The sequence below is a fragment of the Brumimicrobium oceani genome (assembly GCF_003143775.1).
Taxonomy (GTDB): domain Bacteria; phylum Bacteroidota; class Bacteroidia; order Flavobacteriales_D; family Crocinitomicaceae; genus Brumimicrobium; species Brumimicrobium oceani.
The window spans coordinates 120,913-147,005 of sequence record NZ_QFRJ01000007.1; the positions used below are offsets into that span (position 1 = coordinate 120,913).

General features: G+C 35.5%; 24 protein-coding genes. 6 read left to right on the top strand and 18 right to left on the bottom strand.

What is annotated here, in order from left to right; genetic code table 11:
- Positions 1 to 37: 37 nt before the first annotated feature.
- The 6 genes from DIT68_RS10185 to DIT68_RS16340 form a co-directional block, all read right to left on the bottom strand.
- Positions 38 to 1,864 (bottom strand): T9SS type A sorting domain-containing protein, encoded by a 1,827-nt coding sequence (locus DIT68_RS10185; RefSeq protein ID WP_109359699.1) that lies wholly within the window; start codon positions 1,862 to 1,864, stop codon positions 38 to 40.
- 188 nt (positions 1,865 to 2,052) lie between these two features.
- Complete coding sequence (locus tag DIT68_RS10190) at positions 2,053 to 2,733, bottom strand: hypothetical protein (protein ID WP_109359700.1); 681 nt, start codon at positions 2,731 to 2,733, stop codon at positions 2,053 to 2,055.
- Entirely contained in the window at positions 2,726 to 4,429 is a 1,704-nt protein-coding gene (locus DIT68_RS10195; RefSeq protein ID WP_109359701.1) for a DUF349 domain-containing protein, read from the bottom strand. The genes DIT68_RS10190 and DIT68_RS10195 overlap by 8 nt, the downstream gene beginning before the upstream one ends.
- Positions 4,430 to 4,440: 11 nt before the next feature.
- The gene (locus DIT68_RS10200) at positions 4,441 to 5,370 is read right to left on the bottom strand and encodes a PfkB family carbohydrate kinase (protein WP_199223414.1); all 930 of its coding nucleotides are present in this window, start codon (positions 5,368 to 5,370) and stop codon (positions 4,441 to 4,443) included.
- A gap of 100 nt (positions 5,371 to 5,470) precedes the next feature.
- Entirely contained in the window at positions 5,471 to 6,136 is a 666-nt protein-coding gene (locus tag DIT68_RS10205; RefSeq protein WP_109359703.1) for a hypothetical protein, read from the bottom strand.
- Entirely contained in the window at positions 6,081 to 6,725 is a 645-nt protein-coding gene (locus DIT68_RS16340; protein WP_158276161.1) for a hypothetical protein, read from the bottom strand. The genes DIT68_RS10205 and DIT68_RS16340 overlap by 56 nt, the downstream gene beginning before the upstream one ends.
- Before the next feature lie 59 nt (positions 6,726 to 6,784).
- On the opposite strand from DIT68_RS16340, the gene DIT68_RS10215 reads away from it, so the two are divergent.
- The 4 genes from DIT68_RS10215 to DIT68_RS10230 all read left to right on the top strand — a co-directional run bounded on the left by DIT68_RS10215 (position 6,785) and on the right by DIT68_RS10230 (position 11,460).
- Complete coding sequence (locus tag DIT68_RS10215; protein WP_109359705.1) at positions 6,785 to 9,439, top strand: AsmA-like C-terminal region-containing protein; 2,655 nt, start codon at positions 6,785 to 6,787, stop codon at positions 9,437 to 9,439.
- A gap of 458 nt (positions 9,440 to 9,897) precedes the next feature.
- On the top strand, positions 9,898 to 10,518 hold the full coding sequence (gene pnuC / locus DIT68_RS10220; protein WP_109359706.1) for a nicotinamide riboside transporter PnuC: 621 nt from the start codon (positions 9,898 to 9,900) through the stop codon (positions 10,516 to 10,518).
- Complete coding sequence (locus DIT68_RS10225; protein ID WP_109359707.1) at positions 10,493 to 11,020, top strand: AAA family ATPase; 528 nt, start codon at positions 10,493 to 10,495, stop codon at positions 11,018 to 11,020. The genes pnuC and DIT68_RS10225 overlap by 26 nt, the downstream gene beginning before the upstream one ends.
- Before the next feature lie 173 nt (positions 11,021 to 11,193).
- Positions 11,194 to 11,460: a hypothetical protein gene (locus DIT68_RS10230; RefSeq protein WP_109359708.1), complete on the top strand. Its 267-nt coding sequence runs from the start codon at positions 11,194 to 11,196 to the stop codon at positions 11,458 to 11,460.
- 199 nt (positions 11,461 to 11,659) lie between these two features.
- On the opposite strand, the gene DIT68_RS10235 is transcribed toward DIT68_RS10230, so the two are convergent.
- The 11 genes from DIT68_RS10235 to DIT68_RS10285 all read right to left on the bottom strand — a co-directional run bounded on the left by DIT68_RS10235 (position 11,660) and on the right by DIT68_RS10285 (position 22,934).
- A complete protein-coding gene (locus tag DIT68_RS10235; protein ID WP_109359709.1) occupies positions 11,660 to 12,949 on the bottom strand; it encodes a cryptochrome/photolyase family protein in 1,290 nt (429 codons plus the stop codon).
- A gap of 208 nt (positions 12,950 to 13,157) precedes the next feature.
- Entirely contained in the window at positions 13,158 to 13,802 is a 645-nt protein-coding gene (locus DIT68_RS10240) for a flavin reductase family protein (RefSeq protein ID WP_109359710.1), read from the bottom strand.
- Between the two features lie 135 nt (positions 13,803 to 13,937).
- Entirely contained in the window at positions 13,938 to 14,342 is a 405-nt protein-coding gene (locus DIT68_RS10245) for a 6-pyruvoyl trahydropterin synthase family protein (protein WP_109359711.1), read from the bottom strand.
- Positions 14,343 to 14,411: 69 nt separating this feature from the next.
- On the bottom strand, positions 14,412 to 14,936 hold the full coding sequence (idi, locus tag DIT68_RS10250; RefSeq protein WP_109359712.1) for an isopentenyl-diphosphate Delta-isomerase: 525 nt from the start codon (positions 14,934 to 14,936) through the stop codon (positions 14,412 to 14,414).
- Positions 14,936 to 15,772, bottom strand: coding sequence for a phytoene/squalene synthase family protein (locus DIT68_RS10255; protein ID WP_109359713.1), 837 nt, complete (start codon positions 15,770 to 15,772; stop codon positions 14,936 to 14,938). Before DIT68_RS10255 ends, idi begins: the two co-directional genes overlap by 1 nt.
- The gene (locus tag DIT68_RS10260) at positions 15,773 to 17,260 is read right to left on the bottom strand and encodes a phytoene desaturase family protein (protein WP_109359714.1); all 1,488 of its coding nucleotides are present in this window, start codon (positions 17,258 to 17,260) and stop codon (positions 15,773 to 15,775) included. It abuts the gene before it with no gap.
- Positions 17,261 to 17,296: 36 nt separating this feature from the next.
- A complete protein-coding gene (locus tag DIT68_RS10265) occupies positions 17,297 to 17,809 on the bottom strand; it encodes an RNA polymerase sigma factor (RefSeq protein ID WP_109359765.1) in 513 nt (170 codons plus the stop codon).
- A 185-nt stretch (positions 17,810 to 17,994) separates the two neighbouring features.
- Positions 17,995 to 18,849: a MerR family transcriptional regulator gene (locus tag DIT68_RS10270; RefSeq protein WP_109359715.1), complete on the bottom strand. Its 855-nt coding sequence runs from the start codon at positions 18,847 to 18,849 to the stop codon at positions 17,995 to 17,997.
- A 219-nt stretch (positions 18,850 to 19,068) separates the two neighbouring features.
- Positions 19,069 to 20,016 carry an NAD-dependent epimerase/dehydratase family protein gene (locus DIT68_RS10275; protein ID WP_109359716.1) on the bottom strand — a complete coding sequence of 316 codons (948 nt, stop codon included), beginning with the start codon at positions 20,014 to 20,016 and terminating at the stop codon, positions 19,069 to 19,071.
- Positions 20,017 to 20,409: 393 nt separating this feature from the next.
- Positions 20,410 to 21,723, bottom strand: a complete 1,314-nt coding sequence (locus tag DIT68_RS10280; protein WP_109359717.1) for a M43 family zinc metalloprotease — start codon at positions 21,721 to 21,723, stop codon at positions 20,410 to 20,412.
- A gap of 374 nt (positions 21,724 to 22,097) precedes the next feature.
- Entirely contained in the window at positions 22,098 to 22,934 is an 837-nt protein-coding gene (locus DIT68_RS10285) for an ABC transporter permease (protein WP_109359718.1), read from the bottom strand.
- A 206-nt stretch (positions 22,935 to 23,140) separates the two neighbouring features.
- Between DIT68_RS10285 and DIT68_RS10290 the strand changes: the two genes are divergently transcribed.
- The gene (locus DIT68_RS10290; RefSeq protein ID WP_109359719.1) at positions 23,141 to 24,091 is read left to right on the top strand and encodes an NAD-dependent epimerase/dehydratase family protein; all 951 of its coding nucleotides are present in this window, start codon (positions 23,141 to 23,143) and stop codon (positions 24,089 to 24,091) included.
- Entirely contained in the window at positions 24,078 to 24,974 is an 897-nt protein-coding gene (locus tag DIT68_RS10295) for a glycosyltransferase family 2 protein (RefSeq protein ID WP_109359720.1), read from the top strand. The genes DIT68_RS10290 and DIT68_RS10295 overlap by 14 nt, the downstream gene beginning before the upstream one ends.
- Here the strand turns inward: DIT68_RS10295 and DIT68_RS10300 are convergent.
- Complete coding sequence (locus DIT68_RS10300; RefSeq protein WP_109359721.1) at positions 24,969 to 26,090, bottom strand: glycosyltransferase family 4 protein; 1,122 nt, start codon at positions 26,088 to 26,090, stop codon at positions 24,969 to 24,971. The two genes, DIT68_RS10295 and DIT68_RS10300, sit on opposite strands and share 6 nt — an antisense overlap.
- Between the last annotated feature and the right edge of the window lie 3 nt (positions 26,091 to 26,093).

Consider the following 26,093-nt stretch of genomic DNA (forward strand, 5'->3'; position numbering starts at 1 on the left):
TATTTACCGTCGTTTAATTCATATTTTGACGCTTTATTTAGCGAATTATCAATTTTAAAGTTTCAACTTGTTCATTCTTCTGGTTTATTTTTATGAAATAAACACCAGATTTCAATCCTAAATCAATGTGTTTTGAGTTTAATTCTTCTGGAGAGAAAGTCACGCTGTGTATTAATTCGCCCAAAGAACTGTAAACAAAAACTTCAGTATTTTCTTTTGGCTGAACTGGGCTTTTTAATCGAAAAGCTCCATTGCTTGGATTAGGCACTAAAGCAAAAGATTGTTCTTGTTCTCTATTGACCGAAATTGGAGCATAATCTGTTTTTCTACCGTCAAAATCTACTTGTACAAGCTGATAATAAGAGACTCCGCTGTAAGGTGAATAATCTGTGAATTTATAATTAGAAACCTTGGACGTATTTCCATTGGCTGCTATTTCTGCCAAATATTCAAATGATTTACCATCCTTACTTCTTAATAAATGATAATAATCTGCGTTCAATTCTGAGGCGGTGGTCCACATAACATCTACACTTTCTGTATTTGAATTCAAGTAGAAATCCGTGAGTTCTACTGGAAGTGGAGTTTGATCGAAATTAATTGAACCCAATGTGAATTTATCGTTATCCTGAAAATTAACGCCTGAAAAAGTGATGCTAGAACCCGAAATTGAGCCTGTGATTGGTACAACATCATTGTCTGTAAAACCATTGCCGTTTCTGTCGATCAGCAATCGAACATCGCTAGGTGTTATTGGTGAAAAAACTGAAAGATCAAAAATAACCGTGACTGTGCCAACATCGTTGGTTTTATCTAAAGCCCAAACCCTTGACATTCTTGATTCGATAGTTGTTCCGTCCACATCCAATGTATCATAAACATATACTGATGATTCATTATGACCCCAGAGCAAGAAGTCACCGTCGCTTAAGTTAGAAGGCGAGTTGATTCTGACAATTGCAGAACCTTGAGCGTCACTGTGTGAATTTGAAGCGTCATCTTGTCCAATTCCAGCAACTTCTCCCGCATACGTAGCTTCATGGTTGTATAAATCGTTGGCAATTGTAATGTCGTATTTTGCTCCTAAGTAGTTTTCTACTATTTTTCTTTCGGCGGTGTTTAACGCACGGTTGTAATGAATGACTTCTGCGTAGTCACCTCCAAGACGTGGCTGTCCACCATTACTATAATTTCTATTTAAACCTCCTAAAACAAGGGGTTCATTGCTGTTTGGTATTGTTGTTGAACTTTCTGTTGATTCCTTAATAATATTCCCCGCGCTTAATATTCTTGACCTAACACTTTGCTGTCTACCTCCGTCAAAATCAAAGCCCAACATGTAATTATTAAGGTTTAAAAAAGTAATAGGGCCAGTATCGAATCTGTTATTTTGACGATCTAAGTCAACGTATAATTTATTTGAATTAAAAAAGAAAAATGTATACGCATAGTTTGTGGAAGTACTTTGGTTTGTTCTTTTTCCGAGTATTCCTCTTGGTCCAGTATCTAGATTACTTGGCCGAATTACGGTATAAAATGTAATTCCCGAACTTCCATCTAAAATATCATCATCTGCAATAATCATTTGATCTAGAACACCATCAAAATACACACTGGGTCTATTATTTATAGCACTTGACGTTCTAAAAACGGGTTGTTCGTTTGTAAGGCTATTTCCTGCGTTATTCCCATTTCCTGAACGGTCATTCCATGCAGCAACAGGTGCTCCGTTGGATAATGTAAGGTCATCCGCTTTTAGCCATAAACCGTTGTTGGTGGAGTTTCCTACACCTCCTGGCCCAAACTGAGCATGTATAATAATAGGGAAAAGTAGCAGTAACAGAAACGACAGTAATTTAATCATGTAGTATTTTCGTAGATATAATTTCAAAGTTAATAATTTCAGAGAAAAAATACTGTATCAAAACTCACACAATCAAGCAGATAGCGTCTGTATGAGTCTATCTACTTAAAAAACAATAGATTAAAATAAACTAAGGAATTTCACAAAAAAGTATAATGCAGCAGTTGATTATCAATCAAAAGTGATTTTTACTCTTCTTCAAAGCCAGAAAAATAAACTTGGGTGTCATCTACGTTTAAGCGCAAAAGTCGCATGAACTCTTCTTGCTTTTCTTGAGGAATGGTGTTGAGCTGAAAATCCAAAACCAAATCGTTATTATTGTATTCGAAAAAAAGCTGGTTTTTCGTGATAGAAATACGTTTTAATCCTTTGAAATAAATGGCCACCACTTCTCGGTCAACGGATACTATCGCTTTGCTTGTCATACCCACACGGTATTTTCCTCCAAGCACCCCTCTTAATGTATTGATTAATGCGTCAATAATAAAAATCAGGAAAATTAGCGAGATAAAGATGGCATCTTTTGAAAAGATGAAAAAGACAGCTCCTATCAGTGCAAATCCTATAATTTCGATGCTATTATTGAGAATGACCCGTTGTTTTCTTTCTTCACTTATCAAACTATTGAATTGAAAACGATCTATTTGGTTTACCACTCTTATTCCAGACCATTTTCTAGAAGAACGCGTAGCTCCAAGCAAGAATATTAATCCTGCGGAAATTCCGAAGACCAGTTCTTTATATTCGAACTGATCTCCGTGAATTTTTAATCCAAAAATACCAAAGACTTCATTCAAGCCCACAGCGAATGCAAATGGCAGTGTCAGCAGTGAGATGATAAAAATCCAAGTATTGTATATTTTATTCATTGGGTATCATTTTAAGCTTAGCCTTAAGTGCTTTTAACTTCTCTTGCTCTGCTTTAATATTGTTTTCAACCTGACCTTTTAACGCGTTTGCTCCTTTTGAATTAGCAAAGAAGCCAAGATTGTTCTCGAATTGAATAATCTCTTGCTGAATCGCATTGATATCATTGCGAATCGCTTGCCTCTCTTTTTCAAATAACTCAGCAGCATTTCCACTTCCTTGTAAAGTTTTTATGCGTGCTTCAAACATTACTTTTTCTTTCTCTTCGCCTTTCATGTCTAGAGAATCGTAGTGCTTGTCGATAGCTGTTTTATACGCTTTGAACACTTCGTCTTTTTGCTTGCTTGGCACAAATCCAATCGCGGAGAAACGTTCTGAGAAATCATGAAGCGCTTCAATGGCTTCTTTTTTATCTGAAGGAAGTACAAATGCAGCTATTTCTTCAATTAAAGCTTCTTTTTCCTTCAGGTTATCTTCAAAAACCTTGTCTTTTTGATCGAAATGAGCTTGTTTGGCATCAAAAAATGAATCACAAGCTGCGCGGAATTCTTTCCACAAGCTTTGTTCATTTCTTTGACCTGCGCTACCGGCTTTTTTCCATTGTTTTTGAACGTCAATGATGGCTTTTGTCGTTGGACCCCAATCGGTATTGTCTTTTAAAGCATTGACTTTTTCAATCAATTTCTTTTTTCCTTCAGCGATTTTGTCATATTCTTGCTGAATATCTTTGAAGAACTCACTTTTCAAGGCAAAGAAATCATCACACAAACTACGGAACTTTTTCCATACTTCATCGTTTTCTTTCTTTGGTCCAAATCCAATAGTTTTCCATTCCTTTTGTAAACCTAAGATTTCTTTCGTTTGTGCAGACCAGTCTTTTACAGAGTCTTTAGTTAAACTTAAAACAGCTTCAGTTTTGGCAATCAATTCGTTTTTCTTCACGATATTTTCTTGCATCTTCTCGCGTCTTTCATCGTAAAAAGAACGAATTCTGTCGTAAATCTTATTTACAGTAGAGTAGTAGTCGTCTTTAAGCTCTTCCCAATGCTCTTGAGTAGTAGGACCAACGTCTTCCCATTCATTTTGCAATTGTTTGATGGCTGCTTCAACTTCTTTAATTTTCTCAAGCTTACTTAGCCCTTTAATTTGCGTAAGGAGTTCTTTCTTTGCTTCATAATTCTTTTTGAAATCATAATCTTTAATTTCTTTGTAGATATTGATGTTGTAAAAGAACTGCTCTAATAAGCGGCTGTATTCTTGTTGAATATCATTTCTTTTTTCACGTGGAATGTCCCCGATTTTTTTCCACTTGTCATTGATTTCTTTGTGTGCAGAAAAAGCAGCTCCAATGTTTTCTTCATTGGTAATTACCGTTTGCAATTGCGTAATTAAGGCCCTTTTCTTTTTGAGGTTTTCGTCCTCTTCTAAACGTTTGGCATCAATGATTGCTTTGCGCTTTTCTTTATATGGAGAAAAGATTTCATAGAATTCTTCTTTTAATGGAATCATCCATTCTTCTTGAGTAAATTCTTCGTTTTTCTCTTTGGCTTCTAATTCAGCAATTTGATACTGTCGTGTTGCTTCAATTAAATAATCTTCGAATTGCGTACGCAGTTCATTCACTTCTCTTCCGGTACTCAGTACATTTTCTTTTTCCGTAAGCTCTTTAAGCGCATCAATAAATTCTCTTTTCTCCATAATAGTGGGGTTTAAATAGATTTAACCATGTCGAAGTTTGTCAATTGAACAAACTCTTGTATGCGGTCTTCTATTTCAGTTTTCGTTAAGTTTTCTAATTTTTCTGTTCCAAATTTCTCTACACAGAAAGAAGCCATAGCAGAACCTGCAATAATTCCTCTTTTCATATTTTCGAATGAAATATCATCTGTTGATGCTAAATATCCCATAAATCCACCTGCGAAAGTATCTCCTGCTCCTGTTGGATCAAAAACATCTTCTAAAGGTAGAGCTGGTGCGAAAAACACATCTGTTCCATGAAACAATAAAGCGCCATGTTCACCTTTTTTAATTACTAAGAATTTTGGTCCCATTTCGCGAATTTTTTTCGCTGCTTTAACCAAAGAATATTCTCCTGAAAGTTGTCTTGCCTCTTCATCATTGATGATCAACATATCTATTGCAGCGATGGCTTTAACCAAATCATCCATGGCGATATCCATCCAGAAATTCATAGTGTCCATTGCGACTAACTTAGGACGTTTTTCCATTCTGTTGATTACCTTCAACTGCACATCTGGACTTAGGTTTCCTAACATTAGGTATTCACACCCTTGGTAAGATGCTGGAATAATTGGGTCGAAATTTTCTAAAACGTTTAGCTCAGTTACTAAAGTGTCTCTTGAGTTCATATCGTTGTGATACTTTCCTGACCAAAAGAAAGATTTCTCTCCTTCGATGATTTGAAGACCTTCAAGGTTTACCCCTTTGTTACTCAATTTATCAAGCATTTCTTGAGGAAAATCTTCTCCAACAACGGAAACGATATTTTGATTCTTCATGAAATAAGAAGACGAAAAAGCGATGTATGTTCCCGCTCCTCCAATAATTTTATCTGTTTTTCCAAAAGGTGTTTCAATGGCGTCAAATGCGACACTTCCAACTGTTACTAAACTCATAATCTATAATTTTGATGCAAATATATTGTTATTAATATAGATACGCCATTTAGTAAGGTGCTTTCATCACATTTTTATAAACAAAAGCCTTGAAAAGTTACATTTATAGCTTTTCCCAAACTTCTTTTGCCAATTTTTTAGCGATTAGAATGTTGGTTTCGGTGTCGTATTCCGTTTCAATAAAAATGGAGAAGGAGATAGTTCCAAAGCGGACGTCTAAAGATTTATTCAGGTGATCGTAAAAAGCTTGGTCGCCAATTCCAAAAACTTCGGTGAGTTTAAAGTCGGAGTTGTAATTTCCTTGAACACCATAATGCATGCTGCTTGCGTTTGGGTTTTCAGTAGAATAACTTCCTGTTCCACTATCAGTCGTACTTGCCTTTAGGTCTTCGTTAGAAGAAATCCAATAATTGCGTTGAAAATCCCTTTCTGCCGCAATTTCATTCTTGTATTTTCTAAAACTTCCTAGTTTGATATGGTTGTTGGCAAATTCTGATTTTTTGTTAGAAATTTTGTGCTCTGCATCTTGCGACTTTTCCCAGAAATAACCGCATTGAGAAATATCATTACTGGATTGCGGGTAAACATTTTTGAGTTCTAATTTTGATGTGGATATACCAAAATGCGATAAAACCATTTGTTTGGTGAGGTATTCACAAGGATTTTCGGATAAATCTACGTCTTTATAGTATCTATTGTTGTCTGAATTTTTATTACAGGAGCTTAAAAATAAAAAGGTTACGGTGATAAAAAATAATGAATATTTCATGATTGGTTTGATTTGGGTTGCGCAAATATAAATCAAAAAAATGAAAAGACAATAATGTTTTGAAATATAAATAACTAATTAACAGCTCTATATGAATCCAAAGTGCAGAGTTATACAGAAACAGCCCCACTCCACCCAAAAAACGATCTACGCAATCCCCGAAAATCTGCCAGAACCAAAAGAGCGCCAGACCCCCCAAAAAAGATCTGCGAAATCTGCGAAAATCTGCGGGAGAACCAAAAGAGCGCCAGCTCCCCCAAAAAAAGATCTGCGAAATCTGCGAAAATCTGCGGGAGAACCAAAAGAGCGCCAGCTCCCCCAAAAAAGATCTGCGAAATCTGCGAAAATCTGCGGGAGAACCAAAAGAGCGCCAGCTCCCCCAAAAAAAGATCTGCGAAATCTGCGAAAATCTGCGGGAGAACCAAAAGAGCGCCAGACCCCCCAAAAAAAGATCTGCGAAATCTGCGAAAATCTGCGGGAGAACCAAAAGAGCGCCAGACCCCCCAAAAAAGATCTGCGAAATCTGCGAAAATCTGCGGGAAACCCAAAAAAGCACAACGCCCCCAATGTACGCTTTTAAAACTTCCAACGTTAATAAGTATAGCTATCGATGTAACAAAGGAATTGATATGCTATTAAATTTGTTTTATGAATTGGAGAAAAGGGTATACTGTTTTTAAATGGATCGCGGGCATAGTTCTGTCCTTGATGCTGTTGATCAGTGCTTTGCTCTTGGTTTTTAAGGAAGACATAAAATCTTATGCTTTAAATGAAGCCAATAAATACATCAATAAACGCGTTCATATCAGCTATATCGATGTAGGAATTTGGAAAAGCTTTCCAGATTTAACGCTTTCCTTTGACGATGTTTTGGTTTATAGCAAGTTTGATAAGTTGGAAACAAGCGATACGGCAATATTTGCTAAAAAAATTGATTTACGCCTCAATCCATTAGACCTTTTAGGAAGTAAAATGGATGTTCACCGTATTGACATAGAAAGAGCAAAGCTCAATTTGAAAATTCTGAAAAATGGGGAGGTAAACTATGATTTCCTTAAACCAAGCGAAGACACTACAGTTACACCATTCGAATTCAATCTAAAGAAAATCAATCTAAGAGCTACCGACTTTACTTACAACAATGAATCTACAGATCAGTTTTATTCAGCTTATTTTAATGCATTGGAATTTCAAGGTTCGTTTAATGAAAAGCAATTTATCTTGGATGCGCAGACAAAGTTTGACATCAATACAATTCAATCAAAATCCGTAAGATTAGTCGAAAATAAGAAGGCGGAGTGCGATATTTCTATTCAAATGGATCAGATTAATGATGTTTTTGAAATTATATCTGCAGATTTATCAATTAATCAACTTCCATTTTTAATCAAGGGAAAAGTAAGTAATGACAGTTTAGACTTTTATATCGGAGCAAAAGATTTGAATTTAGCTGATGTTGCCAAAAACTTCACCCTGCAAGAGCTGGATGTCGTGGATGAAATTAACGGACAAGGAAAAGTAAATTTTGAACTGTTTATCAAGGGAGCGAATGAAAAAACGGCTTCACCCGCAATTGATGCTAATTTTGATGTGAAAAACGGAAGTCTCTCTGATCAAGGATTCTCATTGTCGCAAATTAATTTGAAGGGGAAATATTCTAACGGCGTAGAAAACGGAAAAGAGCAGCTCACACTTTCTACCTTGTCATTTTATACCCTAAATGAAAAATTTACGGGAAATTTATTGGTTTCAGATTTCGATAGACCACGCCTAAGGGGGAAAGCAGATGGATTGTTAGATTTAAAAGCTGTTCACCGTTTATTTGGACCATTTTCGCTGCAGGAACTTTCGGGAAATATTTCGTTAAAAGGAGACTTTGATTTGAGAATGAATCAACCCAAAACAGATCAAAAAGACATTAGCATTTATGATTTAAGAGCAAGTTTAGCACTTGAAAACATAAGTGCGCAGTTTGTGGATGATGATAGATTGTTGCACATTCCAAATGGAAACATAACCATAAGGAATCAATTTGCTGGGATTACAGATTTAGCCTTAAGTCTCAATAATTCATCCTTAGTTTTAGATGGAGAGTTTGATAATTTGGCCAACTATTTTAAGGGAGAGGGAAATTTGAAGGTTGATGCAAATGTGACAAGTGAAGCCTTGTTTTTGGACGATCTTTCTACGACAAATGAAGAGGAAATCAAATCAAAAGCTTGGATTTTGCCCAATGATATCGACGGAAAAGTAATTCTGTCCTTGAGTAAAGTGGAGTACAGCGGACATGAATATTCTGAGATTAAAGGGAGAATGGACTTTGGAAATAGACAATTGTATTTTCCGCTGGTGGAGGGAGTGAGTGCAAATTCTAAAATAGGCGGAAGTTTAAAAATTACGGAAGAAAAACCCATGTTTCTTTTGGTGGAAACGAACCTAAACTCAGACGCGGTCAACTTTGAGCCTTTGTTTGCTGAATGGAATAATTTTGATCAAACGGTAATCACGTCAGAAAATATTCGTGGCAAGGCGGCAATTAAACTAAATTTCAGCGGCCCATTTGACTTGTATGAAGAGAAAATTTTGAAAGACGACTTTGATGTTAAAGCACATGTAAAAATCTCTGAAGGCGCTTTGATTAATGTTTTGCCGTTTAAGGAAATTACCAATAGTCTAAAGGCGTCTGGCGGGAATTTACTCATTCCAAAATCAAAAATAGATGAATTTGAAAAGCGTTTATTGAACCTACAGTTTGATTCTTTTGAGAATGAATTTTCAGTGAAAAACGGTGTCATCACAATTCCAAGAATGGCCATTAATTCAAATGCACTGGATGTTAATCTTTCCGGAACACATTCTTTTGAAAATGTAATCGATTATTCTTTTGATTTCAGATTTAGGGAGATTAAAGGAATGGAAAACTCCGAGTTTGGTGATATTGTGGATGACGGTACCGGATTTCGTGTTTTTCTAAAAATGTCTGGAACGATTGAAAATCCGAAATTTTCGTGGGATAAAGAAGCGAAAAAAGAGGTGAAAGAAGAACAGCGAGAGCAAGCAAAGGAAGATTTGAAAAGCGCCTTAAAAACAGGTTTCGGGATTAATAAGAAAGACAGCACCATTCGAGATTTGAAGGAAAAAGAAAAGCAAGAGGAAAAAATTATAATGGATTTCGGAAAAGATACGCTGCAAGATGAATTTTCACCAGCGAACAAAAAGAAGAAAAAGAATGCCTTGCAACGAAAAATCGATGCTTGGAAAAAGGAAAATGAAAAAGAGAAACCTACGTTTGAAATAGAATGATGTTGAGAATTATGAATGTTAGACGCTGCAATAGGACGCGGATGACACAGATTTTCAATCGCGGATTTTCACGGATTTAAAAATTTAGCGTAGTGAGCACCATCTAAATTCGTTATCCTTCGGCGCCTTCGACAAGCTCAGTCACCGAAGGATAATCCCGCTGACTAGCATGTTGAAGGCAACAATTGAAACATATAAGTTGGTTTTATCTTAGAAAACTCAGTCATCACAGCGCCATAGAATTCAACCTCTCTTTCTCCAAACGTTTAGCGCCATGCACAAAAAAAACTCTGTGAATCTCTTTTGCTCCGTACCCTCTCAATAATACCCCTGAGAAACGCGAACACTACACAAATTGGTTTCATTGAGGGCTAAACCCCTCCGCAATTATCTACACTCAAATCACGATTTTTTAAATGAAACATACGTAATTCTCTTATTTAATTACTTTTGGGAAAATGGAGATTATTAATGAAATTATTCAAGGTTTAATTGACACTTCAGCACTTGAATGGGCTGGTGTTATAATTGGAACATTCTACCTGATTTTTATTGCACGAAAAAACCGATTTGGTTGGCTTTTCGCAATGGTGAGTACTTCAATCTATATTTATCTTACTTACAGTGTTGGGTTATATATTGAATCTGGTTTACAGATTTTCTATTTTGTAATGGCTATTTATGGCTGGGCTTCTTGGAACAAAACTCCTTCCGAAAAAAGATTAATCATAAAATGGCCAATAAAATATCATATCATCAATATTTTGGTCAGCTCGGTTGTCACTTTACTTTTAGGGTTCATAATGGCGAAATATACAGATCAAAAAAGTCCTTATCTCGATGCTTTTTCAACTGTTTTTAGTTTGGTTGCTACATTTATGGTTGCCCAGCGTGTTCTAGAAAACTGGATTTATTGGATTGTTATTGACGCAGCGCTTATCTTTCTTTATGCAGACCGTGGCTTCTACCTCACAGGATTCCATTATTTAGTTTATACCATTATTGCTATTTTTGCTTTTTTCTCTTGGTATAAATTATTTAAAGCTCAAAAAAATGAAAATCACGTTCACAGGACCTGAAAGCTCGGGAAAGACAAGTATTTCGAAAGCAATCGCAGAACATTTTGAAGCACAATGGTTTCCTGAACATGCGAGAGAATATCTTTTGAATCGTGATGGAAAATATGAGTTTCATCATATTGAGCAAATTGCGCTTAACCAAGATATGATCAGACAAGCGGAAGAAAAGAGAGGAATGAAAATTTATGACACCGAAAATACAGTGCTCTACATTTGGTCGACTTTCAAATACCAAAAATGTGCTGAAAGTGTGAAATCCTTAATGGAGAATCAGCGCTTTTCTCATTACTTTTTATGCAGTCCAGAGGGGATTCCTTGGGAAGAAGATCCATTAAGAGAAAACCCAAATCAAAGAGAAGAGTTGTTTGATTTGTATTTAGCGGAATTAAAAAGGCAAAAGGTCGATTTCACGATTTTAGAAGGTGATTTTGAAGCAAGAAAAGAAAAAGCAATTGAGATAATTGAGGAGATCAGCTTGTCGCAGGGTGGATTTTGTGTTTAAGTTAGGCGCTGTAATGGAACGTGGGCTTCGACTACGCTCAGCCCACGCATTCATCGCAGCATAGCTTGTCGAAAGCGTCGAAGGCAATAATTTAAAAGTTCAGGTTAGTCAACAACTGACGAAATTCACTTTTTATTTTATGGATTGATGAGTTTATACCCTATCTTTGTAGCATGAAAAAATGGCTTCCTTATATTCTATTATTAGTTGCTTTTATTTTTTTCTTCACCGGAGATGTAGAAGCGCAATGTTCACAATGTAAATTGCTGGCTGAGCAAAGTGGTGATTCTGTGGACGACAGTATTCTTGATAACACCAACGGAAATAACATCAACTCCGCAATTTTATACATCATGGCTTCGCCGTATATTCTAATAGGAGTGATAGCGCTTTTGTTCCGCAAGAAAATCAAAACAGCGTTTAAGAAGAAGTTCGGGTAGGATGCGTTGTTGCGCTGTATTTTTCTAATGTTTAATTTTTTCTAATGTTTAATTATTAATGTTTAAGGATTAACGGGGACGTTGTTGCGCTGGACGCTTTTTCGGAGTAAGCACAATTTCAATCTTGTTGAAATTCAATGCCCTGGGCGTTAAACATTAATAATTAACCCTTAAACATTAAAACAAAACATTAAAGCTCTTAATTCAACGCTTCCTTGTACGTATCAATCGCGTGTTGTCTGGCTTTTTTGTGCTCTACAATGGGATCTGGATATTTATCTGTTCCGTATTCTGGCACCCATTTTTTGATGTATTTATCGTTTGGATCAAATTTTTTGTGTTGACTGGTCGGATTAAAAACTCGAAAATAGGGTTGTGCATCTACTCCTGAAGAAGCGGCCCATTGCCATCCGCCCACATTGCTTGCCATTTCATAATCGAGGAGTTTTTCTGCAAAATAAGCTTCTCCCAATCGCCAATCTGTCATTAAATGCTTGGTCAAGAAACTCGCAACGACCATTCTCACACGGTTGTGCATAAATCCTGTAGCATTCAGCTCTCTCATTCCAGCATCAACAATAGGATAGCCCGTTTTTCCTTCTTTCCAAGCTTTCAAATGTGCTTCGTTGTTTTCCCAAGGAATATTGTCGTATTGTGGTTTAAAGGATTGATCTGCCGATTTTGGAAAATGATCTAGAATCATCTGATAGAAGTCTCTCCAAATTAATTCATTAAAATACTTCTCGTTTTTTCGACCTTGTTGACACAATTCTCGAATCGATATCGTTCCAAAACGCAGGTGTAAACTCATTCTGGTTGTTCCACGAATGGCTGGAATGTCTCTGGTGTTTTCGTAGTCTTTAATGATTTTATCACTGGCTTCAATTGAAGGGAAATCCTGTGTTTGTTCATCAGAAAAGCCCATTTCTTTGAGTGAAATTAATGTTGAAGCTTCTTTACTTTGCTTCAAGTTTTCAAAATATTTTTCTGTTGGGTAAGTTTTTAAATGAAAATCCGAAAGTTCTTTTTTCCATTGCTTCATGTATGGAGTAAAAACGCGATAAGGTGTTCCGTCGCCTTTTACAACCTCATTTCTTTCGAAAATAACATGGTCTTTCAAAGTGCGAAATTTAATATCTTGCTCTTCCAATAAATGGGCTATTTCCTCATCTCTCGTTTTAGCATAGGGTTCATAATCTCTATTGGTGTAAACAGAGGAGATTTTGTGCTCAGCGATTAGTTGTTTGAATATTTCTTTTGGCTCGCCATAATAAACTAGCAAGTCACTTCCATGCTCCTTGTATTGCTTTTTTATCTTTTGAATGTGCTTATAAATATAAAGTACTCTTTGGTCTTCAGATTTTAATTCATTTAGAATGTTCTTATCAAAAATAAAGATAGGTTGAACTTCTTTTTCCTTGCGTAAAGCCGCAAAAAGCCCAGCATTATCATTCGTTCTTAAATCTCTTCGGTGCCAAAAAATTGTCATACTTTTTTAATGTTTAATTTTTCTAATGTTTAATTGTTAATGTTTAAAGATTAACGGGGATGTTGTTGCGCTGTATTTCTAATGTTTAATTATTAAGGTTTAAGGATTAACGGGGTTGCGCTGGTTTTTTTTAATTGTTAATTGTCTTGTGTTTGCAGCGGTATTTTATCCTCTCCTTATTCATCTCCAAAGGGGGAGACGCTTCGAATCATCTATTATGGCTATATTTACTCAAAGGCAAATCCGGTTTTGCATAACTGTATCTTCCAATCTCTTTTGCGGATAAATAACTATCTAAACCCGTTCCGCCCACTATTCCTTGGTCGTGTAAAGATAAAAAACCATCTTCTTTTAAGAACTCTTCATTCAATTGAATCAACTTTACTTTTCCGATGACCAACTGGGTGTTGTTGACAGGAATGGGAATAATATCTGCTAATTCTAATCCAATTTTCAATGGAGATTTTGCTACAAATGGAGCATGGAAATCATTGATGAATGTGCTTTCCAAAGAGGTTTCATCAAACTCGCTTTCTGCTCTTTCATAACGCGCAGATGTTTGGTGGGCTTGCTTATGAACTTCCTTTGTTACGGAATTGATGGTGAAATATTTTGTTTCTTGGATATTTTCAAAAGTATGTCTTTCTACCGTTGCTGGTCTTTGAATAAATCCCATCAGTGGGGGGTGAGCCCCAAGATGAATTACGGAATTGAAAATAGCTAAATTCGTTTGGCCTGATGTGTTTTTTGTGCCAATCAGGTTCATACTTTTTATCCCACTCAGGCAATTGATGAGGTTGGTTCTGTAGCGTTTATCGAAATCGTTTATTTGTTCTGATGTGATTGTTGTCATATCTTTTATCATGAAAGAATTACTCCCTAAGGCTCTGTCTTGGTCGCTTAGAAATTGAGTTTAACAGGACTTTTAAAATTGAGGAAAAATCCCATTCTAAATACCTCTGCTTAAAGTCAAGATTCCTCGCAAAGGCTATTCCGTGTATTCTACGATGTTGTTTTCTGTTTCGTACAACTTTACTGTAAGTTCGTAATGTTGCAGTCTAGGCTTCAACTTTTGGTAAATCACTTTAGCTATATTTTCTGCCGTGGGATTTAAGTTTTTGAAGTCTGGAACATCTAGATTTAGGTTTCGGTGGTCAAACTCATCTTCTATTTCTTCCTTGATGATTTTTTTGAGATCCGTAAGGTTAATCACAAAACCAGTATCTGGATCAATATCGCCTCTTACCCAAGTTTCCAAGGTATAATTGTGTCCATGGTAGTTCGGTGAATTACATTTTCCGAAGACAGTTTGATTTTTTTCCTCAGACCAAGCTGGGTTATGCAAGCGATGTGCTGCATTAAAAGTTGTTCTGCGTCCAATCTTAATCATAATCTATAAGTTCTTTTTATTGTAATAATTTGTTGTTCAAATATTGGAAATACTGCTAGTTTTAACGTTGTATTATACTGACCAAACGGCGTAATCTTCTACTATTTTCTTAAACCAAACAGTGTAATTTTGCGGAGAGTTTTCAATGTCTTTTTTAAGTTCATCCATCCCAATATATTTAAAATCTTCCACTTCTTCTGAGTTTGGAATTGGTTCTCCGTTAAATCGTCCAACAAAAACATGGTCTAATTCATGCTCAATTAAACCATTTTCAAACGATGTTTTATAGATGAATTGTCCAATGTATTCAATAGAAGTTGTGAATCCCATTTCTTCTTGCATTCTCCGTAAAGCACCTTCTTTTGGTGATTCGTCGAGCCGCGGATGTGAGCAACAAGCGTTTGTCCACAAACCTCCACAATGGTATTTATCACTGGCTCTTTTATGAATCAGCATTTCATCGTTGTCATTAAAAACAATCACCGAAAAAGCTCGGTGCAAACGACCTTCTTGATGCGCTTGAAGCTTTTCCATTGTCCCCAGGACTTGATCGTTTTCATCAACGAGCACTACATCTTTTGTACCTGTTAATTCCATTATATTATATTCAATTTGTGGCGTAAAAACGAAGAAAAGAACAACATATACTTTTTGTTATTCGGAATTCTTACCCTTTCATTTAAAATAGATTCCGCTTTTGTATTTTTAATTTTCACAAACAACTTATAGTAATAAATATAAGCCATGTAAGTTCCAAAACGGGCTTTTTTCGGAAGTTTCTTAATTCCTTCCAATCCTTTAGCGAAATCAATTTCTATGTCTTTTTCGATTTCCTTTTTGATGACATCATTGAATTTTGACATGTCAACATTTGGAAAGTATGTTCTGTCTAAATCTTTAAAATCTGCCTGTAAATCTCTGAGGAAATTTATTTTTTGAAAGGCTGAACCTAAGCTCATCGCATCAGACTTTAATCTTTCATATTCTTTTTGGTCGCCGTTCAAGAAAATTTTCAAACACATGAGTCCAACAACTTCGGCAGATCCTAAAATATATTTCTCGTAATTTTCTTGTGTATATTCCACCTTATTGAGGTCCATTTCCATACTGTCGAGGAAGGTTTCAATTAAATCTGGTGTAATATTGTATCGGTGAACGGTTTCTTGGAAGGAATTCAAAATTGGATTCAGTGATATTTTTCTATCAATAGCCAATTGTGTACTTACTCTGAACTCTTCCAATAATCTACATTTTTCAAAATCATGAAATGAATCTACTATTTCATCCGCTAAACGAACAAAACCGTAAACATTATAAATTGGCTGTTGAATATCCTTGCTCAAGAATCTAATTCCCATGGAAAAACTGGTGCTGTATGCACGTGTTGTTTTTTTACTTATTTCCTTAGAAAGATTATCAAAAAGTAGTTTCATTTATATTTTATTAGCTTGAATTCGTTTATTTATTTCTTCTGCGACAACTTTCCCCGAAATGATGCTTGGCGGAACGCCTGGTCCGGGTGTTGTTAATTGTCCAGTGTAGAACAAATTTTTAATGTTTTTGTTTATTATTCTTGGTTTTAAGAATGCAGTTTGCTTTAAAGTGTTGGCCAATCCATAGGCATTACCTTTGTAAGCGTGATAATCAGATTTGAAATCTTTCAAACAATAGCTTCTGTTGTAAACGATATGCGATTTAATTTCAGTTCCTGTTTTGTCCTCCAATCTTTTCATAATAATGTCGAAGTATTTTGCTCTTAGCTCTTCGGTGTCTTCTAAATCCGGCGCAATAGGAATCAATAAGAATAAATTCTCCATTCCTTCTGGCGCAACGCTATCGTCTGTTTTGGATGGACAACAAGCATAAAACAAAGGTTTTGAAGGCCATTGTGGATCTTTGTAAATTTCCTCAGCATGCATTCCAAAATCTTCGTCAAAGAACAAGTTATGATGGAGTAAATTATCAATTTTTTTGTCAACTCCCAAATAGAATAATAAGGAAGAAGGTGCCATTAAGCGTTTGTCCCAATATTCTTCAGAATAATTAGAGTTTCCGGCGGCCAACATTCTGTCTGTATGATTATAGTCTGCTCCAGAAACCACAATGTCTGATGGAATTGTTCCTTTGTTTAAGGTATTGACTTCAAAAATTGTATTGTCTTTGTAGTTGAAATTTTTAGCTTCGCAGTCAGTGATGATTTTCACTCCTTGGGCAACAGCAATTTTTTCAAAAGCTTCAATTATTTTGTGCATTCCACCCATTGGGTACCAAGTTCCTAACTTTATGTCTGCGTAATTCATTAAGGAATAAAGCGCAGGTGTGTCCTTTGGCATTGCTCCCAAAAATAAGATGGGAAATTCCAGTAATTCAATGATTTTTGGATGAGAAAAATAGGACTTTATATATTTCGTGAAAGAGGAAAATAAGTGTAATTTCAGTGTTCCTTTCACAATTCTCATGTCGGCAAATTCGGTGATTTTTAAACTTGGTTTGTGTACCAAATCATTCATTCCCACCTCGTATTTATAGGCCGCTTCTTTTAAGAATTGATCTAATTTTTTTGTTGAACCAGGTTCTAAATCTTCGAACCACTGATAGAATTCATCAATATTGGCAGGGACATCATCTTGAGTATTGTCTTTCCAGAATACACGGTAACTTGGATCTAACCTTTCTAGCTGGTAAAAATCTTTGGTTGTGTAGCCGAAAGCGTTGTAAAACTGCTCAAAAACATCTGGCATCCAATACCAGCTGGGCCCCATATCGAAGTTGAAACCGTCTACTTCGAATTTTCTTGCGCGACCTCCTGTGGTGCTGTTTTTTTCAATTAGCGTTACCTCATGACCTGCTTTGGCCAAGTAGCTAGCTGTTGACAATCCTGCCACGCCACTTCCTATTACTGTTACTCTTTTCTTTTCCATTAGTTGTTGTAAAACTGGTATTCGTTTGAAAGCTTCTTAGTTGTTGTAGTGCTGATACTCTGGTAAAAGATCCATTAATTTTTTACGCGCGATAAAGATTCTGCTTTTCACTGTTCCTAACGGAATATCTAATTTTTCAGCAATTTCTTTGTACTTGTAGCCTTCATAATGCATTTCAAATGGCTCTTTGTATTCATCGCTTAAGGTATCTAATTGAGCGTTGACTTCACCATCTGCGATGTAATTATACGGAGAATCTCTGTTTTCTGTTGAATTATTCAACAAATATAAATCAGTTGAGTTGTCAAAAATAGTTTTTGATCTTACTTTTCTTCTGTACTGATTAATAAAAGTATTTTTCATTATGGTAAAGATCCAAGCTTTAAAGTTAGTTTTTGGCTTGTAATAATCTTTGTAACGGATTGCTTTCAACATTGTTTCTTGCGTCAAATCCTTAGCATCTTCGAGATTTTTCGTGTAATTCATCGCGAAAGCCAATAAATAGGACTCCATCGATGTTAGCGTGTTATTGAATTCTACTGTTGACATTTTATTTTTGTTTAAAGTTATGTTTAAATTGTTAAACAGAATCGTGCCAAAGTTAGACATAATTAAACAAAACGCAACAAAAGCAATAAAATCAAGTCAATTAAATGACTTAAAGCAAAGCTTAGTATAAGAAAGTGACAGTAATTTTTGAGAAGTGTAGAATTAAATCTCGCTTTTAGTGTAATTTATTCCCCAATCCAATCTTGTATAGGGAAAATCATCTCGGAATCTGGCAAACCAAACTGATCCACCATTCCTCCTCCTATAAAAACGGGCAAGTTCAGTTCTTGGATGAGCTGATTTAAATAAGCGTTATAATATTCTTCACTAACGCTAGCAATCATAGAAACAACGAGATTCTTTGGGTTTGTGGTAGGCAGAGAGTTTTTTAGGTCTGTTATGGGAAGATTTACCCCAAGATATAATGTGCGATAATTCCTCTTCCTTAAAACGTAATTATAATAAAGGAGACTAATTTCATGCGTTTCACCTTCTGGAGTAAACAAAACAGCATCAAATCTTCTTTTATCGACATTGGGAAGTTTATCGGTTTCCACAATAATCTTTTGTCGAATAATGTTAGAAACGAAATGTTCTTGCAATGGATTTATTGTTCCTACAACCCAAAGCACACCAATTCTATGAAGGAAAGAAACCAAATAGTTTTTATAAACCACTTCCAACCCTTCTTTTTGAATAACATTAGTGAGCACGCGTTCGAATGTATCACAATCCACCTCAATCATCGATTGAACAAGCAAACTTACGACAGCGTTAAACGAGTGGTTAGCATCATAAATGCTCCGTACTTTCTGACGGATTTCATTTTCGGAACATTCAGCAATCTTCGAAATTTTCAACCCACTGTCATACAAAATGGAGACATTCAACAACTTCACCAAGTCTTCATCCGAATAAGTTCTGATCTTGGTTTCCGTTCTTTCAGGAGATAGCAATTCATAACGCTTTTCCCATATCCTAATGGTATGCGCCTTAATTCCCGTGAGGGTTTCTAAATCCTTAATTTTGTACTCCGCCATGTTCAAATAACATCTATATGTTGGTTTGGTTCAAAATTAATGTTTAATGTTTAATTATTAATGTTTAACGGAACCTAATGGCTAAGGTTTAATTATTAATGATTAACGCTCAGAGTGTTGAATTTCAACGGTGTTGAAATGGTAGCTTTTCGTTAAAAAGCGTTCAGCGCAACCACGTCACCGTTAATCATTAAACCTTAATAATTAAACATTAGAAAATCAAAGATTATTCAACTCCTTATATAAAGGAGAATCAATCACTTTTTGTATTCCTTCTTCCAGTGGCAAAAACTCTCTTCCCAAAAGACTTCTCACTTTTTCTGTGCTTGGTTGTCTTCTGCTCATATCTCCTTCTTTTAATGGTGGAAGAAATACGATTTTAGATTTCGAATTGGTTTGATTGATGACCAGTTTTGCCAATTCTAAGATTGTTGTTTCTTTGTCATTTCCTACATTCACAACATCGTTAATAAACTTATCTTCTTCAAATGCAGTCATACATGCAGAGATATTATCGTCGATATAACAGAAAGTTCTTGTTTGAGAACCGTCGCCATATATTGTAATGTCTTCGTTGTTTAAGGCTTGACGAATAAACTTGCTCATCACAAAATCTGGACTCTGCTTTGGTCCGAAAGTGTTGAAAAAACGGAAAATTGTATATTTTAAGCCAAATTCGTGAAAATAAGATCGGCAATACGCTTCTCCCATATTTTTTACAATGGCGTAGGGTAGTTTCGAATTTAATGGTGTTGTTTGTTCATTTTGTGGCAATTCAACAGGCTCTCCATATACTTCAGAAGAAGAAGAGAAAAACAAACGATTAACTTTTGCTGCTGAACTCAACTTAAAGATATTGTTCAATCCTTCAATATCCTCTAAAACAGCCAATGGATGATCTGTTGTTCTTTTCACTCCAACAACTGCTGCATAGTGAAAAACATAATCAAACTTAGTTTTTTCGAATACCGCTTCCATTTGAGCAAAGTTGTTACAATCAGCTTCGATAAACTCGAAATTGTCATATTCGCTCTTGGATATTTTTAGTTTATGGCCGGTCAAAAAATTGTCTACAGCAACAACATTATAGTCAGGATTCTTAACCAGTTCACTTGTTAAACAACTAGGAATAAAGCCTGCACCGCCAGTAACTAAAATATTTGTCATACCGTATTGATTTTTATGGATCGAAAGAAAGTTAAAAGCAAAAGTAAATATTTTTAACAATTAAATATGAATTATAGAAATTAATCTATCAAAAACGTGCATTTATAGGGTTTACCCTAGCTTTCATTAATTTATTAAATTACAAATAATGAGAATACAAGCGACTTACAACGTCAAATTAAAAAACAGGTTTTGTGGAAATTCCTGACCTTAAATACTAAGCGAATATAAAGTGGTGCTTGTGAAAACGCAAAAGCAAACGGAGCAAGTTCAAAGACTTCGTACAGATCCTTCGCAAAGCTTAAAAACAACTTTTTAAAGCTTTACGAAGGATGACACCGGTGGTGTGGAGGTGGGTCAAAAAAAGTGAGTAACTATCTCCTTAAAAACTCATTATTCCTTAACAAATCGCTCTACGGCAACACTTCCAGTATTTGTGAAGATCCTCACAAAATAAACACCTTGTTTTAATTCACTAACATCTAGTTGAATTGCTGAATTTGATTCTTCTGAACTGATTAATTTCTGTCCATAAGCGTTGTACACTTCAACAGCATTAATCACCCCATTGTCCAATTGAATGTTTAACACATTTCTTGTTGGATTTGGGTAAATTGTTGCCACCAATTCTTCAGTAGAAACCGAAGCTGGATTGTTGTAAACTAAATCATAACGCTGATTTTCTAAAACGCCATGCATTAAATCCACTTGACCTTCGGTGAATGAATTTTGACAATCTTCATTGGTATAATCCATATAATTCTCCAACATGTCTGGCAAATCAAAACCTTGAATATTATCTATACATGTGTTTGCCGTAGTATCGCATCCTGTTGATTGTTCTATTGCATTTGGTGTATCGTCAATTCCATCTTGATTTGTGCAATCTCCATCTCCCCAAATATGGCGTAATCCCAAATAGTGTCCTACTTCATGCGTTAAAGTTCTTCCCAAAACTGTATGCGCTCCGCCACCTAAAAGTAAAGGATTGGGATTGTTGGATCCAAAGGCCTGATATTGAATTACAACTCCATCGCTCATTCCGGCAGTTGTTCCACCTGGCCAATTCGGTAAATTTGCTGGTGGAGTAGCGTAGCCCAATAAAGCTGTCAATCCTAAAATCTCCATGTTTCCCACCCAAATATTCATGTAGCGACTTTGATCCCAAGGGTCAATTCCTCCATTTTGTGTAGATTTAATTTCCTCCAATGGACCAAAATCTCCATTGGTAAAAACGGAAAGGTCCCCAAAGGAGTATTTATCTGCTTCCGTTCGCGTAATTCCAGTTGTCGGATTTCCATTTGGATCAATCGTTGCCAATCTAAATTTAATCTTCGGACTTCCCGCAATGATATCAAAATCGCTACGCATGTTCACCGTATCTGCATTCCTGCGATTGTAGTCATTGTTCAAAATCTCAATTTGATTCAACACAATACTGTCATGAATATTTTGCTCCGGAGTTTCAGGATCATAAACCACATGGACCACCACAGGAATGGTGTATTCACTTGGTCCACTCTTTGTTAGCGGACTATTCTTGGCAATTTCAAATTGTTCATCAACATGCGCTGCGAAACCTGGCGTTTTTAATTCTTGTGCTTCGATTAGTTTATGAGATAAACAACGCTCAAATGTTGGAACTTCCTGCTGAGCAAAAGATATTCCTGTGATTAGGGAAATCCCGAAAAGTAAATATTTTTTCATAGTGTTTTTTGTATTTAACTGTCTTTTAGAAAAATACAGTTGTCTTTGTTTGTTATGAATTTCTAAATGTATGAAAAAAATAGGGATATTGGGCGGGAATTTGATGGAGGGTTGATTTTGATGTTGAAGTTCAGTGGGGAGTATTGGGTTTTAAGCATAGAGGCTCTTCGAAAATTGTCTGCACTGTGATTCGTGTGATTAGTTGATTAGCTATGATTATATGAAACATGAGGTTGGGGTGTTATTTGTTCGTCATTAGGATAACGATTAAAATATTTCTCAATTCCTCATCATTAAAAGTTAATCCCCCACTCTCCTCACTCACTCCCCACACTGTTATGTTTAACTGAGACTAAGCGAAGCAAAAGTCACAGTTAAACATAATCCGCCATATCCCCTTCAACTTTCCTAAAGTAAAACAGCCCAGATACAAATATCACCAAAATCATAAGAATTGAAACATACATCAAAGGACCTGGAGCATCACCGCCAAACATTGACCAACGGAAACCTTGAACAACTCCTGCCATTGGGTTGAGGTAATAAAGAGTGGCTGCCCATTCTGGAAGTTGCTTAACTGCAAACTCAGCTGGGTAAGCAACTGGTGTAATGTATAGACCTATTTGAACCATGAAAGGAACAATGTGCTGGAAATCTCGGTAACGAACTGTTAATGCACTTAACCAAATCCCTACTGCCAAGGCAGCAATAACACCGATTAAAATAAACACCGGAGCTAACCAAACATTTGGTGAAGGTGGAACTTGAAAGTAAATCATTAACACAACCATGATTAACAATGCAACTCCAAAATCTATAAAACCAACCACAGCTTTCGACAAAGGAATAATCAAGCGCGGGAAATAGATCTTTTTCACCATGTTTTGACTGGCAATAATTGAACTCCCAGAATTGGTCATCACATAAGAAAAGTAGCTCCAAACACTCATTCCGGCTACTGTAAACAAAATGTGCGGAACTTCTGTTTCTACTCCAACAAAACGACCGAAAACCAAAGAAAGAATCAATAAAGTAACGACAGGCTGTAAAATCGCCCACAATAAGCCAATGGTGGTTTGCGCATAGCGTACACGAAAATCTCTCCATGCAAGTGTGACAAATAAATCCTTGTATTGATATAATTCCTTGAAATCAGGGATGATTGATTTCTTGCTGGCATCTATTATTGTTTTGTGGACTGTTTTGCTCATTTGGGATATTCTTATTTGCTAATTTAGATGGTAAAAGTAATCATTTTAGAGTTTCTCTATTGAGATTGCCGAATATAGATTTTTTTTCTAAAATGAAAACAGGTCTTCTATTTCAGAATATTAGAAATTAATAAACGTACATTCTAAATTAAAACAGTAATTTCGCAGCTTATTCAAACTTAATACATTATCATAAATCTAAGAATATGACAAAAATTCTCATTACTGGAGGAGCTGGATTTATCCCTAGTTGTATGGCTGACGAACTAATAAAAGACCCTGACAACACAGTAATTGCAGTGGATAATTTTCTCACAGGTAGCCCTTTGAAAGTTTCTAAAAGTAAATTAGATAATTATCAATTTATTGAAGGTGATTGTAACGATTTAAAACAAATGGAGGCTATCTTCGATGATCATTCTTTTGACTACATCTTTCATTATGCTGCTGTTGTGGGAGTGAAAAGAACTACTGACCAACCACTTTTGGTATTAGAAGACATTGAAGGATTAAAAAATATTTTTGGCTTAGCGGCCAAGCAAAATGTAAAACGAATTTTCTTTTCTTCCTCATCAGAAGTATATGGTGAACCTGTAGAATTACCACAGCACGAACAAACAACACCACTAAACTCAAAGCTACCTTATGCCATAGTTAAAAATATTGGCGAGGCATTTTGTAGATCTTATCACCAAGCTTATGGTTTAGAATATACCATATTCCGTTTTTTCAATACTTTTGGTCCTAAGCAAAGTCCAGATTTCGTGATGAGTAAATTCCTTAAACAAGCATTGAATAATGAAGACATTACCATTTATGGTGATGGTTCTCAAACAAGAACATTCTGCTATATAGATGACAACATTCAAGGTTGCATAAAAGCATTTAAGGAAAACAAATTTGTCAATGATGTGATTAATGTGGGTAATGACAAAGAAATCAGCATTCTTGAATTAGCAAAAACCATTATTTCAATAACAAAATCAAAATCAAAGATTATATTTTTACCTCCTCTAAAAGAAGGGGATATGACAAGAAGGCAACCGAACACGACAAATATTCGTAGTTTGTTGGGAAGAGAGTTTTTGCCATTAAAAGATGGAATTGAGAAGGTGGTTTCTTCTGAACTTTATAAAAAATTAAATGAACTCAATTAGAGAAAACCTTACTTTTTCTGTTGTAGTACCTACGTACAATAGAGCACACCTCATCTGTAAAACTATAGATTCTATACTTTCACAAACGTTTACAAACTTTGAAGTTATTGTAGTTGATGACGGAAGTACAGATAACACGGAAGTAGTGATTTCTGCTAAGTATGGTGATAAAGTCAAGTATTACAAAAAAGACAATGCTGAAAGAGCTGCAGCTCGGAATTTTGGAACGCATAAATCAAACGGAAAGTATGTACTTTGGTTTGACTCTGATGACATCATGTACCCAAATTATTTGGCTAACGCTATTGATATTATTGACAATAAAAATGCTCCAGAAGTGTTGGCATTATCGCATCACTATTTGAATGCAGAAGGAACTGAAATTTCTAGAGAAATTCTTCAGCTAGATATAAACAAACACCTCTACAAGGGAAATTATTTTGCTTGTAACGCAGTAATTGTTCGAAAAGACATTGCACTTGATAACTTATTCAATGAAGACAGAGAGCTTACTGCTAGTGAAGATTACGAATTATGGTTACGCTTAGCAGCTCAATTTAAAATTCATACAAGTAAAAAAATTACTTGGGCATTAATTGTTCACAAAGAAAGAAGTGTAACCTCAATGATAGACGCCAATAAACTCATCAATCGCTTTGAAAAATTCATTTATTACACTACGTCCAATCAAGAAGTGATGAAATTCTTAGGAAATAAAGCCTCCTACTTTATCATGAAAAATTATTTGATTCTAGCAGTAGATTTAGCCGCCAATAAACACAAAAAAGAAGCGAAAAAATATTTAAAGAAGGCTTTGAAGGCAGATAAAAAAGCACTTTTTAATAGAACTTTATATGCGACGTTAAAACACTTGATACTATGAACCTATTTTAAGATAAAGTGCTTCCAAAGCTTTCGTTTTCTTCATCGTCGTGAACCCTTTAACCGCCTCTTTTCCATTTTTGATGAGGTTTTCACATAGCTTATCGTCTTTCAACAAGCGTTCAACTGCTAATTTAATATCTTCAGCACTTTCATGTTTGACAACCAAAGCGTTTTCTTCATCTTTGATGAATTCATTGGCGATTCCAGAAAGGGAGAATATACTCGGTATTCCAAATTTCAACGCTTCAATATAAATCTGTCCAAATGCTTCTGATTCTCGGGAGACCGGAACATGTACAAAGACATCAAAAACTTTAAAAAGAGCTTCGGAATCGTTTTCAAAAAGAATTTCAGTATATGATGATTTCGGGATTTTTCTCAACATTAAATCAATTTCTGATTTAAACTCTCCTTTAGCGTTTGCTAAAACGAGATGTAAATTTGGTTGTGTTTCAAGTAAATTTTCAAAGGCAGGAATAATGTATTGCAATCCCTTTAGTTTCGTATATCTAGAAATAACACCTATTACAATCTTGGAATTCGGAATGGAGTTCTTTTGCTTTACTTTAAGTATCCTATCATAAATTGTGGTGTCAGAATCATCAATATTTTTAATCCCATGGTGTATAACACTTACCTTTTTCGATGGTACATTTTCTTTTTCAATTAAAATCGATTTGACGACCTCAGAAACAGCAACAATATGTGTTGCTTTTGAATTAATCCACTTGTCATATTTCAAACCGTTTGGATAATAAACATGATGAAAATCTGAATAATGCCGAGTGTAAATCCTGTTTTTAACTCCTGCTAACCAAGCTGCAGTGACACCAATTAAACCTCCTTCGAATATATGACTGTGTACAATGTTTGGTTTGAGTTTTTTTAAAATTTTACGTGTCTTAAAAATAGCTTGAAGAATATCTTTCTTACTTTGATAAGAAACATGGTAAAAAGGAACATTATGCGCTTCACAATATTCTTTTAAATGTGTTTCTTCTTTTTCGTTGATAGATATAAAGCTAATCTCAAAACGATTACGGTCGATTTCATCAATATACCACTCAAATTCTTTCGCTTTGTCAATGGAGAAAAGGATGGTTGTGATTTTCATAGT

What these genes read in the sequence shown, in the direction of transcription:
- DIT68_RS10190 (WP_109359700.1), bottom strand. Translation starts at nt 2,733, where the DNA reads ATGAATAAAATATACAATACTTGGATTTTTATCATCTCACTGCTGACA.
- DIT68_RS10275 (WP_109359716.1), bottom strand. Translation starts at nt 20,016, where the DNA reads ATGACAAATATTTTAGTTACTGGCGGTGCAGGCTTTATTCCTAGTTGT.
- pnuC (WP_109359706.1), top strand. Translation starts at nt 9,898, where the DNA reads ATGGAGATTATTAATGAAATTATTCAAGGTTTAATTGACACTTCAGCA.
- DIT68_RS10185 (WP_109359699.1), bottom strand. Translation starts at nt 1,864, where the DNA reads ATGATTAAATTACTGTCGTTTCTGTTACTGCTACTTTTCCCTATTATT.
- DIT68_RS10215 (WP_109359705.1), top strand. Translation starts at nt 6,785, where the DNA reads ATGAATTGGAGAAAAGGGTATACTGTTTTTAAATGGATCGCGGGCATA.
- DIT68_RS10225 (WP_109359707.1), top strand. Translation starts at nt 10,493, where the DNA reads ATGAAAATCACGTTCACAGGACCTGAAAGCTCGGGAAAGACAAGTATT.
- DIT68_RS10295 (WP_109359720.1), top strand. Translation starts at nt 24,078, where the DNA reads ATGAACTCAATTAGAGAAAACCTTACTTTTTCTGTTGTAGTACCTACG.
- DIT68_RS10255 (WP_109359713.1), bottom strand. Translation starts at nt 15,772, where the DNA reads ATGAAACTACTTTTTGATAATCTTTCTAAGGAAATAAGTAAAAAAACA.
- DIT68_RS10240 (WP_109359710.1), bottom strand. Translation starts at nt 13,802, where the DNA reads ATGACAACAATCACATCAGAACAAATAAACGATTTCGATAAACGCTAC.
- DIT68_RS10280 (WP_109359717.1), bottom strand. Translation starts at nt 21,723, where the DNA reads ATGAAAAAATATTTACTTTTCGGGATTTCCCTAATCACAGGAATATCT.
- idi (WP_109359712.1), bottom strand. Translation starts at nt 14,936, where the DNA reads ATGGAATTAACAGGTACAAAAGATGTAGTGCTCGTTGATGAAAACGAT.
- DIT68_RS10270 (WP_109359715.1), bottom strand. Translation starts at nt 18,849, where the DNA reads ATGGCGGAGTACAAAATTAAGGATTTAGAAACCCTCACGGGAATTAAG.
- DIT68_RS10260 (WP_109359714.1), bottom strand. Translation starts at nt 17,260, where the DNA reads ATGGAAAAGAAAAGAGTAACAGTAATAGGAAGTGGCGTGGCAGGATTG.
- DIT68_RS10300 (WP_109359721.1), bottom strand. Translation starts at nt 26,090, where the DNA reads ATGAAAATCACAACCATCCTTTTCTCCATTGACAAAGCGAAAGAATTT.
- DIT68_RS10285 (WP_109359718.1), bottom strand. Translation starts at nt 22,934, where the DNA reads ATGAGCAAAACAGTCCACAAAACAATAATAGATGCCAGCAAGAAATCA.
- DIT68_RS10205 (WP_109359703.1), bottom strand. Translation starts at nt 6,136, where the DNA reads ATGAAATATTCATTATTTTTTATCACCGTAACCTTTTTATTTTTAAGC.
- DIT68_RS10290 (WP_109359719.1), top strand. Translation starts at nt 23,141, where the DNA reads ATGACAAAAATTCTCATTACTGGAGGAGCTGGATTTATCCCTAGTTGT.
- DIT68_RS10235 (WP_109359709.1), bottom strand. Translation starts at nt 12,949, where the DNA reads ATGACAATTTTTTGGCACCGAAGAGATTTAAGAACGAATGATAATGCT.
- DIT68_RS10265 (WP_109359765.1), bottom strand. Translation starts at nt 17,809, where the DNA reads ATGTCAACAGTAGAATTCAATAACACGCTAACATCGATGGAGTCCTAT.
- DIT68_RS10230 (WP_109359708.1), top strand. Translation starts at nt 11,194, where the DNA reads ATGAAAAAATGGCTTCCTTATATTCTATTATTAGTTGCTTTTATTTTT.
- DIT68_RS10195 (WP_109359701.1), bottom strand. Translation starts at nt 4,429, where the DNA reads ATGGAGAAAAGAGAATTTATTGATGCGCTTAAAGAGCTTACGGAAAAA.